12 protein-coding genes and 2 pseudogenes are annotated in these 15,627 nt (G+C 36.7%); 9 read left to right on the forward strand and 5 right to left on the reverse strand.

Translation table 11 applies throughout. The features are described 5' to 3' along the window. Nucleotides 1-129 precede the first annotated feature (129 nt). Complete coding sequence (locus tag BN1242_RS12630) at nt 130-321, forward strand: YozQ family protein (RefSeq protein ID WP_062356739.1); 192 nt, start codon at nt 130-132, stop codon at nt 319-321. Nucleotides 322-551: 230 nt separating this feature from the next. Here the strand turns inward: BN1242_RS12630 and BN1242_RS12635 are convergent, their stop codons facing one another. The 4 genes from BN1242_RS12635 to BN1242_RS12650 all read right to left on the reverse strand — a co-directional run bounded on the left by BN1242_RS12635 (nt 552) and on the right by BN1242_RS12650 (nt 3,349). Continuing rightward, nucleotides 552-1,004: a cupredoxin domain-containing protein gene (locus BN1242_RS12635; protein ID WP_062356744.1), complete on the reverse strand. Its 453-nt coding sequence runs from the start codon at nt 1,002-1,004 to the stop codon at nt 552-554. 113 nt (nt 1,005-1,117) lie between these two features. Continuing rightward, nucleotides 1,118-1,381: a YkuS family protein gene (locus BN1242_RS12640; protein WP_062356747.1), complete on the reverse strand. Its 264-nt coding sequence runs from the start codon at nt 1,379-1,381 to the stop codon at nt 1,118-1,120. Nucleotides 1,382-1,664: 283 nt separating this feature from the next. Then, a complete protein-coding gene (locus BN1242_RS12645) occupies nt 1,665-2,963 on the reverse strand; it encodes a S1 family peptidase (protein ID WP_062356752.1) in 1,299 nt (432 codons plus the stop codon). A gap of 20 nt (nt 2,964-2,983) precedes the next feature. After that, nucleotides 2,984-3,349, reverse strand: a complete 366-nt coding sequence (locus tag BN1242_RS12650) for a DUF3221 domain-containing protein (protein ID WP_062356756.1) — start codon at nt 3,347-3,349, stop codon at nt 2,984-2,986. A gap of 112 nt (nt 3,350-3,461) precedes the next feature. Between BN1242_RS12650 and BN1242_RS13275 the strand changes: the two are divergent. The 4 genes and pseudogenes from BN1242_RS13275 to BN1242_RS12660 all read left to right on the forward strand — a co-directional run. Next, nucleotides 3,462-3,587, forward strand: a pseudogene (locus tag BN1242_RS13275) (helix-turn-helix domain-containing protein); the annotation flags it as partial. Nucleotides 3,588-3,613: 26 nt separating this feature from the next. After that, a pseudogene (locus tag BN1242_RS12655) lies at nt 3,614-6,572 on the forward strand (Tn3 family transposase). Nucleotides 6,573-6,830: 258 nt separating this feature from the next. Next, nucleotides 6,831-6,962, forward strand: a complete 132-nt coding sequence (locus BN1242_RS13280; protein ID WP_072136200.1) for a YuzL family protein — start codon at nt 6,831-6,833, stop codon at nt 6,960-6,962. A 275-nt stretch (nt 6,963-7,237) separates the two neighbouring features. Then, the gene (locus BN1242_RS12660; protein WP_062357098.1) at nt 7,238-8,395 is read left to right on the forward strand and encodes a nitrate/nitrite transporter; all 1,158 of its coding nucleotides are present in this window, start codon (nt 7,238-7,240) and stop codon (nt 8,393-8,395) included. A 61-nt stretch (nt 8,396-8,456) separates the two neighbouring features. Here BN1242_RS12660 and BN1242_RS12665 read toward each other — a convergent pair whose 3' ends face one another. Then, a complete protein-coding gene (locus BN1242_RS12665; protein WP_062356760.1) occupies nt 8,457-8,882 on the reverse strand; it encodes a hypothetical protein in 426 nt (141 codons plus the stop codon). Between the two features lie 166 nt (nt 8,883-9,048). Here BN1242_RS12665 and BN1242_RS12670 point away from each other — a divergent pair, with 166 nt between their 5' ends. Genes BN1242_RS12670 through narI form a run of 4 tightly spaced genes read left to right on the forward strand, consistent with a single transcriptional unit; the run spans nt 9,049 to nt 15,523 of the window. After that, nucleotides 9,049-12,738, forward strand: coding sequence for a nitrate reductase subunit alpha (locus BN1242_RS12670; protein WP_062356763.1), 3,690 nt, complete (start codon nt 9,049-9,051; stop codon nt 12,736-12,738). Next, a complete protein-coding gene (gene narH / locus BN1242_RS12675; RefSeq protein WP_062356767.1) occupies nt 12,728-14,275 on the forward strand; it encodes a nitrate reductase subunit beta in 1,548 nt (515 codons plus the stop codon). The genes BN1242_RS12670 and narH overlap by 11 nt, the downstream gene beginning before the upstream one ends. Continuing rightward, nucleotides 14,247-14,780, forward strand: coding sequence for a nitrate reductase molybdenum cofactor assembly chaperone (gene narJ, locus BN1242_RS12680; protein ID WP_062356770.1), 534 nt, complete (start codon nt 14,247-14,249; stop codon nt 14,778-14,780). Before narH ends, narJ begins: the two co-directional genes overlap by 29 nt. A gap of 26 nt (nt 14,781-14,806) precedes the next feature. After that, on the forward strand, nt 14,807-15,523 hold the full coding sequence (narI, locus tag BN1242_RS12685) for a respiratory nitrate reductase subunit gamma (RefSeq protein WP_077216206.1): 717 nt from the start codon (nt 14,807-14,809) through the stop codon (nt 15,521-15,523). Nucleotides 15,524-15,627 lie beyond the last annotated feature (104 nt).

The raw sequence follows: 15,627 nt of genomic DNA on the forward strand, positions 1-15,627 counted from the left end.
TTATTTATCATTATCTACGGCGTATAGAAGTATATTAGTTAAAAAAAATTCCATGATGGGGAAAATTTTCCTGTTTATCTTTCTAAATAGGTGAGAAAATAACCTGAAACTATTAAAGGAGGGAAAATAATGGTAAATGATGATGCAAAAAAAATAGCTGGACGCCATTTTAGCCATGAATTGAGAAATAATACAGATCAATTGTCACAAGGGTTAACTTTAACCCACGAACAAGTAAGTGATAACTATATGGAAGGTACAGTAGACGGAATGATAGAAAAACGGGAAGAAAATATTCCGTTACAAGATTTAGAAAAATAAAAAAATATCCGTTTGTTTAATATCTTTTTTTAAACCTCCTTATCATAAGAATATGATAAAGGTCGATATAATTAAAAATGATAGTTCAATCGGAGTTGCTTCATTAGGCGATGGCAGAACGAATACAGAAAAGCACTACTTTAACAGCGCTCTTGGCAAACGAAGGGTATTCGTTCTGCGGACTCCGATTGAAGGTAATATCGCTGTTGCGCGGAAAAAAATGAAAATGATTAATCAATTACGACAATATACGCAATCATCGGTCCATTATGTTCTGCATCAGGATGGGTAATACAAATAAGACGATATGTACCTGTTTTGTTAAACTGTAATGGGATAGTAGTCTCTTTTCCTTTCTGAACCGTTCCTTGAATATCCGTTCCTTCAATATAAAAAGGATGTTCTTGACCGTTAACACCAAATATTTTCAGGTGAACCTTTTCATCTTTTCTTAAGACGATTGTCCCTGGATCCCATCGATATGCCTCAATTTCTTTTCCTTCTGCCGTTTTTGTTGCAAATTCTCCAGTAACCATATGAATTTCTCGATAATTTGTTTTATCCGCTTGAAAAACGGTTAGCGCTTTTGCTTGAAATGAATACCAAATAATTGCAGAAGTGATAATGAAGATTACAACTACCCATTTAAAAACATTGTTCCTTTTAATTACAATAAAGTTCATCGCTAACTCAACCTCCCATATACTTGTCCTTTAAACTATATGCGTCAGGAAAGTCGATAATGTATAAAAAAGGCTGTCCTTATCAATAAAGTGTTAAGAAGCACTCTCGAATTCTAGCTATTTAACCTACTCTCTAATTGGCAGCAAACCTCGTCAGCAGTAAGTCCATTTGCTTTGATAACTGGGCCATTAGTAATCATTTCATGAATCCCCATTGTATTCGTATCTAAGCAGGTAATAACACATGCGTCACAATTTTGTTCATCGTTATTTTCCTTTAATTCAATCACATCATACGCTTTTTCTTGTAAAACATTCTTTATATTAGCTAAAGAAGGGGTACTACCAACAAAACGCGCAAAACATACGCTAAGCAAATTTCGACATGAAAAAAGCCGATTTCTCCTACTCGAGGTAGCGTCAGGAAAATGCGGATTTACAACGCTAAGCTGTTGTAACCGTCAAGTAGAAATGGTTACATATATTATCTTTTCGCCAAGTTTGCGTTATCATCACTCTATGTTAAAAACATAAGAGGAACTGTTGAATCTAGTGTACTGCTTACCGTTTGCATCGAACTAAATAAAAATAACCCTACAATCACTTTCACGGTGATTGTAGGGTTATAATCTTAGAACTGAAACATATAGCATTTTTAAATTATTGTAAGTAAGTGCTTAATCCCAAACTATAATTAATTTCTCCGATCTGAGAATATACTTGAGTATAACCCCCACCAGACCCCTTATTAATACCTAAATATTGAAAGCTATTATACATAGTTCCTCCACTATCGCCACCAGTAGAAGTTAGGTTAGTACCTCTCAATTCCGTAAAGGCAGCCCCGGCGATTGTATAACTTACATTTTTACTTTTAAGTGTTCCGCATTGGGATTTTCCGGTTGCGTATCCAAGTTTACATACAGCTTGTCCGACGGTATCACCATTTTTAGCCTGTGAAGAGGTCATTTTTCTTACTGCTCCATTAATATTAATATTACTATTTGCATTACCTGAACTTACGGAAATAGTAAGAGCATCTATTTTTCCGCCGTATCTAATTGAGTTTACCTTTCCTAAAGTGGTGGTTCCATATTTATAGGTATCGGAAGTGTGATTTGTTACTGCACCGGTACTAGCGTTATAACTTCTACTACAGTGACCTGCAGTAATTAAATAATGATTACTTCCACTTTTCGCATAATAACCAGAAGAACAAGCACCACTTCTACTATTTACAATTTTTTCACCACCATAGGAACCTCTATGATTATTTGGAGGATCTACTTGAACCACTTCTAAAGGGAAATCTCCAAAGACTAATTTTAGCTGTCTTTCTTTTTCTATTGTATAATCTATAATTCCCACTATTACCTTTTCATTAATCACATCTACGGAGGTCGAATCAAAGTCTAGGTTCTGTTGGCCTTTCTTTTCCCATATTTGTTCAGAAATTTTATTCAAATCCGATTCACTATAGTTCCCATCTTCAATTCTGTAGCTAAACATTGGACCTACACTTTTTAATTCATTTACCATAGTATCTTTTTGTACAGTTACTTTTTCATGTTCACTAGCCTGCTTTAATTTTATTACTATCTCACCTTTGTTTTCTTGGTTAATGTACAAAGTGAAATCTTCATTTTTGTATTTTTCATCCAGAAGTTTTTTTATTTTAGGAATATATTCATTCTGTATTTTGAATCTCTCTTCCAATTCTTCCTCTTCAGCTTTCGTCAAAGGAATTTCAAAATTACTATCTTCATGTAATTTTACATTTTGATTAAGTAATTTAATTTTGTCTATATTTGTTTCTAATCCGAACTCTTTTCTAAATTCAATTTGTTCCAAGAAGTCAGGTGTTATTTCCGTAGCATTTGATGTTAAACCACCTAAAAATAGAGTAGTAATTATTATTGACAAAGCAGATAAAACTTTAAAGTATTTGTACCTTTTCAATGTTAAACCTCCTCATATATTCAATTTAAAATTTCTACTTTACTACTAATTCCATAAGCGGGATTCGAAGTGTCTAAGCTTTCAATCCAAACTTTGACTTTGTTACCGATTTTCAGATTCTTGACTTCCTGTTTCAATTCAAAATAAGCTGCACTTTGTGCTTTCTTTATCATATCTTCTTCTGCTAACCCTTTAATTTCCTCATATGTCACTCCCTCCACTACTAATATCTGATTACCCTTTATTTTGGCAACAACTCCCTCCATAGTTGTTTTGTCTTCATTATTAGTTGTATCTTTTGAACAACCAACAATAAAGGAAGCTAGGACTGTAATTAAAATCACGGAAATAACTAATTTTTTTTTCATTTGCAGTCTAGTTTTCAAAAAAACAAGCTCCCTTCAGTTTTATTATAAGAATACATGAATAGTAGAAATACTCATTAAACTAATATTCTATATTACTTTCAGAAGTCCTTCTTCCATCGATATAGAAGTAAAATATGGATCAAAGGATATTGAAATGATGAAAGCCTTAATCGAAAGTGGCACTCCGATTAAAGATGTTGCGGAAAGATGGGGTGTGTCTCGCACGACGATTTATCGCTATTTAGAAAAGAAATAAATCTTCTTACGAAGGGATGGGGTAATATGGCATCAAGAGGAAAAGAATTGCTTACAACAGATCAAAGAGCCGAGTTTGTACGAATTCCTGCTGATATGACCGAACGTGAACTAGAAATCTACTATAACTTTTCGCAGTACGACCTTGAAATAATTAAACGTCATAGAAGAGATCATAATCGTTTGGGATTTGCTGTCCAATTATGTGTTTTACGGTATCCCGGATGGCCCCTTTCGGATGTTGAACCTATACCAGATTATGTGGTCCAATACATAGCAAAACAAATAAATGCTAATCCAGACTCTTTTTCCCTATATGCCCAACGTGACCCCACTAAGCATGAACATATGGAAGAAATTCGACAAGTGTATGGATATCAGAACTTCCCTACAAGTAAATATCGTGAGGCAGCACAGTTTTTATTGCAACATGCCCTGCAAAATGGGAATGCTATGTACTTGCTTCGTACCGTTCAAGAAAAACTACGAAATCAAAAAATAATACTCCCTGCCATGACTACTATAGAACGACTTGTTTGGGAAACCCGTCGGAGGGCAGAGGAAAAGATTTTTAAAGTTTTATCTGGTAACCTCTCAGAGTGGCAAAAACAGAAATTGGATACACTTATCGATCCCTTTGTGGAAAACAGGAAAACTCCATTAGCCTGGTTAAGAGAACTTCCCGGCCAGTCATCACCGGATGCCTTTCTAAAAGTAATAAAACGTTTGGAATATATTCGTGATTTGAAGCTTCCGACAAATATACATGAAGTGCATCCTAATCGATTGCTCCAATTATCACGTATCGGAGCACGTTATGAACCCCCATTCATTTCGCAGATTTAAAGAAAATAAGAAATATGCCATTCTTGTAGCATACTTAGTGACACTCAGTCAGGACTTAATTGATCAAGCAATTGAAATTCATGATCGGCAAATGATGATTTTACAATCGAAAGGTCGTAAAACACAAGAAGAAATGCAAAGGGAAAATGGAAAAGCAGTTAATGAAAAAGTCGTTCATTTTGCAGATATTGGGGCTGCACTTATTCAGGCACGGGAAGAAGGGCTTGATCCATTTAGCGCCATTGAAAAGGTGATGTCTTGGGATAAAATCGTTACTTCTGTTGAAGAAGCGAAAAAACTAGCTCGACCAATGGATTATGACTATCTGGATTTGCTGGGGAATCGATTCTCTTATCTAAGAAAATACACCCCTGCTCTCCTTAAATCATTAGAATTTCGTTCTACAAAAGCAACAGAACCGTTATTACGTGCCCTGAAGACATTGAATGAAATGAATGAATCCGGAAAAAGAAAAGTACCAGATGGATCCCCGTTAGATTTTGTTCCAAAAAGATGGCAAAAGCATGTGTACGATGAGGAGGGAACAATTAATCGACACTATTATGAAATGGCTGCTCTAACGGAATTAAAAAATCATATTCGTTCAGGTGACGTATATGTAGTCGGTAGTAGACTTCATAAAGACTTCGAGGAGTATCTTGTTCCCAAGGATGAATGGAAAACAACCAATCTCAAAGAAACTAGATTGGCAGTTCAATTATCAGCAGAGGAATACATTGAAGATAGAAGAAAAGCCCTAGCCCAACGCTTTACATGGGTTTCAAATAACCTTGATAGTCTTGAGGCGGTAAATATCGAAAAAGCCAAACTTAGGGTTGATCGTTTGGAAAAGGATACCCCAGAAGAAGCGCGAAACTTCAGTTTATCCCTATACAATATGTTGCCAAGAATAAAGCTCACTGATCTCTTAATGGAGGTAGCCCACTGGACAGGATTTGATGAAATGTTAATACATGCTTCAACGAATCGGCCTCCAAAGGGTGAGGAAAAGGTTATTCTAATGGCTGCACTCATGGCAATGGGAACTAATATTGGATTAACTAAAATGGCAGATGCGACACCTGGAATTACTTATCACCAGATGGCAAATGCCGCGCAATGGCGCTTGTATGATGATGCTATAAATCGAGCACAAGCCACTTTGGTAAATTTTCAGCATAAGCTTGCTCTAGCTTCTTATTGGGGAGATGGTACCACATCTTCATCTGACGGAATGCGGGTACAAGTTGGCGTTTCATCGTTACATGTTAAAGCAAATCCTCATTATGGTACAGGGAAAGGGGCAACTATTTATCGGTTTACGAGCGATCAGTTTTCGTCTTTCCATACGAAAGTAATTAATACAAATGCAAGGGACGCCGTACATGTTATCGACGGGTTGCTTCACCATGAAACGGAATTAAATATTGAGGAGCATTATACTGATACGGCTGGTTATACCGACCAAGTCTTCGGTTTAAGTCATTTGTTAGGATTCCGTTTCGCACCAAGGCTTCGGGATTTAGCTGATGCCAAACTATACACAATTCAAAATCCAAGTGATTTTCCTGAATTAGAAAGTTTACTTCGAGGACGAATTAACACAAAGATTGTTCATGAAAACTTTGATGACGTGTTGCGTTTAGCCCATTCTATTCGAGAAGGAAAAGTGTCTGGATCACTTATTATGGGGAAACTAGGGTCCTATGCACGGCAAAACAAGTTGGCTACCGCTTTGCGAGAAATGGGAAGAGTTGAAAAAACCATTTTTATCTTAGACTACATATCTAATGAAGCACTACGCAGACGTATTCAGCGGGGCTTAAATAAAGGTGAAGCTATGAATGGCTTGGCGAGAACGTTATTTTTTGGAAAAAGAGGTGAGTTGCGGGAAAGGGGGTTGCAGGATCAGCTTCAAAGCGCAAGTGCTTTAAACATTATAATTAACGCAATTAGCGTATGGAATACCGTATATCTAACCGAAGCAACAAAATTGTTGAAGGAAAAAGGAAGTTTACGAGAGGACTTATTAAAACATATTTCGCCACTAGGATGGGAACATATCAATTTTCTTGGTGAATACACCTTTGATACGAAGAAAATAGCAGACTTACATTCGTTGCGCCCTCTTATTCACTAAAAATAACAGCCGAAAATTTCCTTAACGTAGGAAATATCGGCTTTCTTTATATCGAATATTGCTTAGCGTATGTTTTCCGCGTTTTGTTGGTAGTACCCCAAGAAGCTTCTATACCAATTTTCGCCATATTAACACCTCTATAATTAAAATGACCAAAGAAGAAAACGATATAACTACAAGAGATTGGTCACTGAAATATTCATAATTAGTAAAGAAAGAGCAATACTAAGTGTGTAAATTACGATTAGGAGGATTATTATGGCGAAAAGAAAAGAAAACCCGTCCAAAACTGGTTTAAGTTCCCCACAAGTTCAAGGACAAGGAACGACTGATATAGAAACCGGTGTAAAAGAAGTTTCTTCTTCAAGAAAAAAGACAAAAAGATATTAAACTTATCAAAAATATCTGTTCAGAAAGAGCATTACACAATTGTGTACATGAAGCGATTTTCTGAACAGCTTTTTTATATTTATGGAAGAAGCCAATAATTAAATTCCGGATGCTACACTATTTAAAAGCAATAAATGATGGAACAAATTAACCGAATTAATGGAGCTGATGTAGCAAAAGTTATTCTGGAATTTTTGCGGATAGTTTTTCCTTATAGTGAAATAATATCGTTATATGAAAGTGACTAATGTATGACAAAAAGGGATGTGTTATTAATGGGAAAAATTCAATTACCATTACAAACAATGAGCTTAATTGCTGGATTTATGGTTTGGGTTATTCTTTCTTCCTTAATGCCTTATATAAAAGAAGATATTGCATTGACTGCAACACAAACAGCATGGGTTACAGCTGTCCCAGTCATTTTAGGCTCTTTGTTAAGGATTCCCATTGGTTTTTGGACAAATCGGTTTGGTGCAAGATGGGTATTCTTTATTAGTTTCGTCTTGTTACTATTTCCTGTTTTTTATATAAGTATTGCCGATACATTTTTTGACTTAATTATAGGGGGATTGTTTGTTGGAATTGGGGGAGCGATTTTTTCTGTTGGTGTCACTTCACTTCCTAAATACTATCCGAAAGAAAAACATGGGTTTATAAATGGAATTTATGGGGCAGGAAATATCGGAACTGCTTTTACATCTTTTCTCGCACCCGTTATTGCCAATAATGTTGGCTGGCAAAATACGGTAAGATTTTATTTAATTTTAATGGCAGCGTTTGCCGTAATTAACTTTCTATTTGGGGACCGAAATGAACAGAAAGTTATTACTTCTTTAACAGAACAAATAAAAAAGGTTTATAATAATACAACTTTATGGTTTTTATCCTTATTTTACTTTATTACTTTTGGATCGTTCGTTGCCTTCACAGTTTTTTTACCAAATTTTTTAGTGAATCAATTTGGACTGGAAAAGGTGGATGCTGGATTCCGTACGGCCGGTTTTATAGTGTTAGCAACATTATTACGACCGATCGGTGGATGGTTAGGCGATAAGTTTAACCCATATATTGTTCTAGTATTTGTATTCTTTGGTTTAACCTTTGGTGGTTTTTTATTATCCTTTCAATTAAATATTGCTTTATTTACTGTCGGATGTTTATTAGTTGCAGCATGTGCGGGCTTAGGAAATGGCACTATTTTTAAATTAGTCCCATTTTATTTTACGAAAGAAGCAGGTATTGTTAACGGTGTTGTAGCAGCAATGGGTGGTTTAGGTGGTTTTTTCCCACCATTAATTTTAACAACTTTATATAATTGGACTGGACATTATGCAATAGGTTTTATGTCTTTATCTGAGTTTTCACTTGCTAGTTTAATTATTGTTTTGGCAATGTATTATCAAGGGAAACAAAAAGAAGCAGCCCCATAACTAAGGGGCCTTACTCTTATATTTTAAAGCTCGAGAAGTATTTGATAGTTCAAAAGGTTAGTTAATGTTCATGAAACATATGTTTTTCCTCTTCCCGATTATGGATTTGAATCATACATAATAATGCTTTAAATCTATCCAGTACATATTCATTGATAACCTTTTCTTTCTGTAATTCCGTTTTTATTTCTTCTACTAAAATCCCCATAATTTGATGATCCCGTTTTAATTTGGCTACAATCTCTAGTAAATCTGGATTTTCAGCCAATCTTTCTTTAAATAGCCCTTCTTCTTCAGAATCAGCATGAGCAAGCATTCGTTGTTCCCAGTGTTCTATTAATGCGTTCGTTATTTCTTGAATATAGTTTTCCGCTTTTTTTTCTTCGATAGACTTTAATAATAAGGTGGTTAATTCTCGCGCTTCGACATAAACACCTTCATGAATAGAATGATGGGAATGATATTTTTTTAATGATGGACCTGACAAATGAATCTCCTCCATTTTATTTATTAAAATTGTTAGCCATTATCGGCTATCGTTTTCAGAATTATACATTATAAAGTTAGTGAATTTTTTGCATAATCCCGATTTTTTCGGTAAAAATAAAACCGTTTATGTATAAAACAACATTTAATGAGAAAGGAGAGTTACGATGGACCGAAAAGTAGCTCCTTTTTTGAAAAAGCTAAAATATTTCGGTAAGGCAACTGATGTGACAAACCATGGAGTGATGAGCCCTTATGGGAGGGAAGTGGAAAAAGTATATCGGAGGAGATGGCAACATGATAAAGTAGTAAGAACTACTCATGGTGTGAACTGTACAGGCTCATGCAGCTGGCGAGTTCATGTAAAAGACGGAATTATTACTTGGGAGACACAGGCTCTAGACTACCCGACAACTGGTCCTGATATGCCAGAATTTGAACCGCGGGGGTGTCAAAGAGGGGCAACATTTTCATGGTATATTTATAGTCCTGTCCGAGTTCGGTACCCTTATGTTCGTGCGCCATTACTATCATTATGGCGAGAAGCTATTAAATTAAAAGAGGACCCGTTAGAAGCTTGGAAATCTATAGTTGAAAATCCAGATAAAAAGAAACGTTATCACCAAGCAAGAGGGAAAGGCGGTTTTATTCGTGCTAGTTGGAACGAGGTGAATACACTCATTTCAGCTTCCTTAATTTATACGATTCAAAAATATGGTCCTGATCGTATTTTTGGTTTTTCCCCAATTCCAGCAATGTCTATGGTAAGTTATGCCAGTGGTGCCCGATTTTTAAACTTAATTGGTGGAGCACTAATTAGCTTTTACGATTGGTATGCGGACTTACCCCCGTCCAGTCCACAAGTTTGGGGAGAGCAAACAGATGTTCCCGAAAGTTCCGATTGGTTTAACTCTAGTTATATTATTATGTGGGGTTCTAATATTCCCCAAACTCGCACGCCTGATGCACATTTTATGGTGGAAGCACGTTATCGTGGCACAAAAGTAGTAGCGGTTGCTCCTGACTACGCAGAAAATGTGAAGTTTGCTGATAATTGGCTACCTGTTAGTCCTGGCATGGACAGTGCGCTAGCGATGGCGATGACACATGTCGTTTTAAAAGAGTTTTATATTGACAATAAAACCGGCTATTTTTATGACTATGCAAAGAAATTTACGGACTTACCATTTCTAGTAACCTTGAAGAAACGTGGGAACAATTTTATGGCAGGGCGATTTTTGCGGGCGAATGATATTGGAAGACAAACAGAAAATGCCGAATGGAAAACGGTAATCCTCGATGAAAAGACAAACCAATATGTCGTACCGAATGGAACAATTGGGCAAAGATGGTCTCCTAATGAGGAAGGGAATTGGAACTTACATTTAAAAGATAGTGAATTAAACTTAGAAGAGATAAGTCCTGCATTAACTTTACTTGGTCATGAAGATGAAATAGTTGCAGTCGATTTTGCTCATTTTGAATTAGAAAATAAAACAGTAATTACACGAGCTGTACCAGTTAAGAAAATTACTCAAGGGAAGGAAACCATTTATGTAACTACGGTTTTTGACTTATTAGTTGCAAAAGTCGGTATCGGACGTGGATTACAAGGTGACTATCCAGACAACTATGATGATCCGAAACCATATACACCAAGTTGGCAAGAAGCAATTACTGGCATTGATAGAAATTTATGTGCGCAAATAGCTCGAGAATTTGCACAAAATGCAATAGACTCCAAAGGTCGCTCCCTTATTATTATGGGTTCGGGAATTAACCATTGGTTCCATGCAGATTCTACTTATCGAGCGATATTAAATTTAGTTCTACTCACTGGTTCACAAGGAGTAAATGGTGGGGGTTGGGCACATTATGTCGGTCAAGAAAAAGTCAGGCCGATAGAAGGTTGGCAAACTGTAGCAATGGCTAGAGATTGGGGAGGACCGCCACGATTACAAAACGGAACATCCTTTTTCTATTTTTTATCTGAACAATGGAAATATGATGAACAATCGATGGCTGATTTAATTTCTCCATTAGTGGAGAAACCGAAATATGAACATAGTGCCGACTACAATCATCTTGCAGTGCGAATGGGATGGTTACCATCGTATCCAACTTTTAATGAAAATTCGATAAACCTCGTCGAACAAATGAATGGAAACAATAATGAGGAAGTGCTACAAAAAATAGTCGACAAAGTGAAAAAAGGTGAACTTTCGTTTGCGATAGAAAACCCTAATGATCCAAAAAACACCCCACGGATTTTATTTGTTTGGCGTGGGAACTTAATTGGTAGCTCAGCAAAAGGGCATGAGTATTTTCTTAAGCATATGCTCGGTACACACCACGGAAATTTAAGCGAGCAAAATGAAACGTTAACAACAAAGGAAATTAAGTGGGATGAGGCGTCATTAGAAGGGAAACTAGATTTACTCATTAATATTGATTTCCGCATGACGGGGACAAGCCTATACTCAGACATTCTTTTGCCTGCAGCCACTTGGTATGAAAAATATGATGTTAGTAGTACAGACATGCATCCATTTATTCATCCATTTAACCCAGCAATTGCACCACCGTGGCAATCAAGATCTGACTGGGATTTCTTTAAGAAGCTAGCAAAGAGATTTTCCGAGCTAGCGAAAAATTATTTTGAAAAACCAGTAAAAGATGTGATTGCGCAAGCATTGCTCCATGATAGTAGAGATGAGTTAGCACAGCCTTATGGTATTTCTCATGATTGGAAAGATGGGAAAAATGAACCAGTTCCTGGGGTTAACTTTCCAAGACTTCATATTGTCGAGCGTGATTATCGAAAAGTTTATGATAAGTATATTTCTTTAGGACCGATGGTGAAAGAGCAAATTGGGGCAAAAGGTTTAGGTTGGAATGCAGTAGACGAATATGAAGTTTTAAAGAAAATGTTAGGTAGAGCAGAGACAACAGAGGAATATAAAGATTTTCCTAGTTTAGAAACGGATCGGAATGCAGTAGAAACAATTTTAACGTTATCAAGTGCAACGAATGGTTCGATGGCGATGAAAGCGTGGGGTGTGCTAGAAAAAAAGACTGGGCAAACATTGAAAGACCTTGCGCAAGATCGGGCAGAGGAACATATGACCGTTGATGAAATTACAGCACAGCCAAGGCAAGTTATCTCCACACCGATGTTTAGTGGTACAGAAACCGGGAATCGCAGATATTCTCCTTTTACGACTAATATTGAACGTCTTATCCCTTTTCGAACGTTAACAGGTCGGCAACACTTTTATTTAGACCATGATTTAATGATCGAATTTGGTGACGAACTACCGACATTCCGTGCACCACTGAAAAAAGCAGCATTCATTAGTCAAGATAAACGTCCAGAAGTAAAAGGTAAAGAAATCATTCTTCGCTATTTAACACCACATTACAAATGGTCCTATCATAGTACGTACTATGAAGTGTTGCAAATGTTAACTTTATTCCGTGGCGGGCCACATATTTGGCTCAGTGTGGAAGATGCGGAACAAGCAGGAATTAACGATAATGATTGGTTAGAAATATTTAACCGCAATGGTGTAGTTGTAGCAAGAGCAGTTGTCAGTCATCGCATGCCAAAAGGAGTTACTTATATGTATCACGTTCAAGATCGCTTTATAAATGTTCCAGGTTCTCCAATTACAAAATTACGTGGCGGAACATTTAATAGTCCGAACCGAGTACATATGAAGCCTACTCATATGATTGGCGGTTACGCACAGTTAAGTTATGGATTTAACTACTACGGACCGTGTGGGACGAATCGCGATGAGAAAGTGGTGATTAGAAAGCTAGAAAATCAGGAGGTGGATTGGCTTGAAAGTTAGAGCACAATTTGGAATGGTGATGAACTTAGATAAATGTATTGGCTGTCATACATGTAGTGTCACTTGTAATAATGTATGGACTAATCGTCCTGGAGCCGAGTACATGTGGTGGAACAATGTTGAAACGAAGCCAGGTGTGGGGTATCCGAAAGAATGGGAAAATCAAGAGAAGCGGAAAGGCGGCTGGACGTTAAAGAATGGAAAATTAGAACTTCGTGCAGGCGGCAGACTGAATAAACTGTTGAATATCTTTTATAACCCAGACATGACAGAAATTGATGACTATTACGAGCCGTGGACATACGACTATGAAACATTGCTGAATAGTCCGGAAAGAGAACATCAACCTGTTGCTAGGCCAAAGTCACAATTAACTGGTGATTATATGAACCTTGGTTGGGGACCGAACTGGGAAGATGATCTGGCAGGGGTTTATAAAACCGGACTTGACGATCCTGTTAGGTTCGGCATAGAAGAAAGGGTTAAGTTTGAATATGAACAAACTTTTATGATGTATTTGCCTAGAATTTGCGAACATTGTATCAATCCACCTTGTGTTTCTTCTTGTCCATCAGGTGCAATTTATAAACGGGAAGAAGACGGAATTGTGTTAGTAGATGGGGATTCATGCCGCAGTTGGCGTTTCTGTATGACAGGATGTCCATATAAAAAAGTATATTTCAACTGGAGAACTCATAAAGCGGAAAAATGCACCTTCTGCTTCCCACGAATAGAGGACGGGTTACCAACTATTTGTTCAGAAACTTGTGTTGGCAGGCTCCGCTACATCGGAATTATTTTTTATGATTTAGATAAGGTAGAAGCGGCAGCAGCGGTTACAGACGAAAAAGATTTATATAAAGCTCATTTAAATATTTTTTTAGATCCAAATGACCCGGAAGTTATTAAAGCAGCAAGAGAAGCAGGGTATGAAGAAGATTGGATTGAAGCTGCGCAACGATCACCCATTTATAAATTAGCAGTAGAACAAAAAATCGCTTTACCCCTGCATCCTGAATATCGAACTCTACCGATGGTATGGTATATTCCGCCACTTAGTCCTGTAATGGGGGCTTTTGACGGTGCGCCAGATGGCATTGACCCAAATGTTGTGTTTCCGATGATAGATCAATTGCGAATTCCAATTGAGTATTTAGCTAATCTTTTTACTGCTGGAGATACAGAAGTTATCAAAAGTGTATTGAAAAAAATGGTGGCTATGAGAAGTTATATGCGCTCCATTAATTTAGGGAAAAAACCAGATCAAAACATTTTAGCAAAAGTAGGGATGGACGAGAAAACGATGCACGAAATGTACAATCTATCTGCAATTGCTAAATACTCAGATCGCTATGTAATTCCTAAATCTCATCGTGAAAAAGCTGATAATATGCACTTAGGTCAAGGTACCGCTGGATATGATTTTATGGAAGGGTGTTCTAGCTGTTCTTTAAATGGAAATATGGAAGAAGATTATAAATTTGGCGAGGATTATTGGAGTGAGTTAAATGGACGAACACCGTCAAAATATTTTTAGTCTTGCGTCTTACCTTTTGCATTATCCTGAAGAGGAGTTGCTAGAAGGGAAGGAAATTATGGAATATATCGAACAAGTTCCAAATCGAAAAATTCGTCGGTGTTTTTACGATTTTTTTCAGGAAATTAAAAAAATGAATTACCAAGAGTTAACAACTCATTACGTTACAACTTTTGATTTTAATGAAAAGACAACCCTTTATTTAACTTATCGTATTTTTGGCGATAACCGCGAAAGAGGAGCAGCGTTAATTAAACTAAAATTTGAATATGCGAAAGCGGATTTAGTTGTACTTGATGATGAGTTACCTGACTATTTGCCGCTAATTCTAGAATTTGCTTCCATTGCAGAAGAAGCTAGTGTAAAGAAAATTTTTGCCATTCATCGAAAAGCTATGGATGAACTGCATGAAGCATTGATTGAATTGAAAAGTCCGTATCGAAAAATATTAGAAGCATGTCAAATTGCCATTACACAAATTTTAGCTAACACAAAAGCATCATAAATGGACATAGAAAGGAGGTTGTGAGAATGACAATGTGGGATCAATTTTTCTGGTTAATTTTCCCTTATTTAATGTTAACTATTTTTGTTGTAGGACATGTATGGCGTTACAATACCGATCAATTTGGGTGGTCGGCAAAGTCAAGTGAATTTTTAGAAAAGCGTTACTTAAGATGGGGTAGTACTCTGTTCCACTGGGGGATTGTGTTCGTATTTTTCGGACATGTTGCAGGGGTATTAGTACCGAGACAGTTTTTTGATATGCTTGGAATTACCGATGAAATGTACCATTTTGGTGCTGTCTGGTTTGGTGGTGCAGCAGGTGTTGCAACAATTGTTGGCTTATTTTTACTCATGTGGCGCCGTTTCTCGGTAAAACGAATTTTAAGGAATAGTACGAAAGCAGATATCCTCGTTTTAATTTTGCTCACAATTGTAACGTTAACAGGCTTTACTAATACGGTAGCTTATACAGCTACTGGTGGTCATTTTGATTATCGAAGTACGATTGGCCCTTGGTTTCGCGGAATATTAACATTTCGACCAGATATTATGTTAGTTGTTCAATCACCGTTTGGCTTTCAATTGCATATCATCAGTGCATTCCTGTTGTTTGGAATTTTTCCATTTACAAGACTTGTTCATATGTGGAGTTTGCCTTTAGCCTATTTGCGGAGAAAGTATTTAGTATATCGTGCAGTAAATCCAAAAAAAGCATTGCAACTTGCCAAGCGTTCTGATTAAATAATAACTGACACATTAAGCAAACTGGAGGATATTCACTCCAGTTTTTTTCAATTACAAAACCATTAAGGAGTTTTCCGACCAATTTTTAGATGAACGGATGC

Source organism: Bacillus kwashiorkori, assembly GCF_001375515.1.
GTDB lineage: Bacteria > Bacillota > Bacilli > Bacillales > Caldibacillaceae > Bacillus_BK > Bacillus_BK kwashiorkori.

Coding starts and splice junctions, on each gene's coding strand:
- BN1242_RS12635 (WP_062356744.1), bottom strand. CDS start 1,004: ATGAACTTTATTGTAATTAAAAGGAACAATGTTTTTAAATGGGTAGTT.
- narI (WP_077216206.1), top strand. CDS start 14,807: ATGACAATGTGGGATCAATTTTTCTGGTTAATTTTCCCTTATTTAATG.
- narJ (WP_062356770.1), top strand. CDS start 14,247: ATGGACGAACACCGTCAAAATATTTTTAGTCTTGCGTCTTACCTTTTG.
- BN1242_RS13280 (WP_072136200.1), top strand. CDS start 6,831: ATGGCGAAAAGAAAAGAAAACCCGTCCAAAACTGGTTTAAGTTCCCCA.
- BN1242_RS12660 (WP_062357098.1), top strand. CDS start 7,238: ATGGGAAAAATTCAATTACCATTACAAACAATGAGCTTAATTGCTGGA.
- BN1242_RS12670 (WP_062356763.1), top strand. CDS start 9,049: ATGGACCGAAAAGTAGCTCCTTTTTTGAAAAAGCTAAAATATTTCGGT.
- BN1242_RS12630 (WP_062356739.1), top strand. CDS start 130: ATGGTAAATGATGATGCAAAAAAAATAGCTGGACGCCATTTTAGCCAT.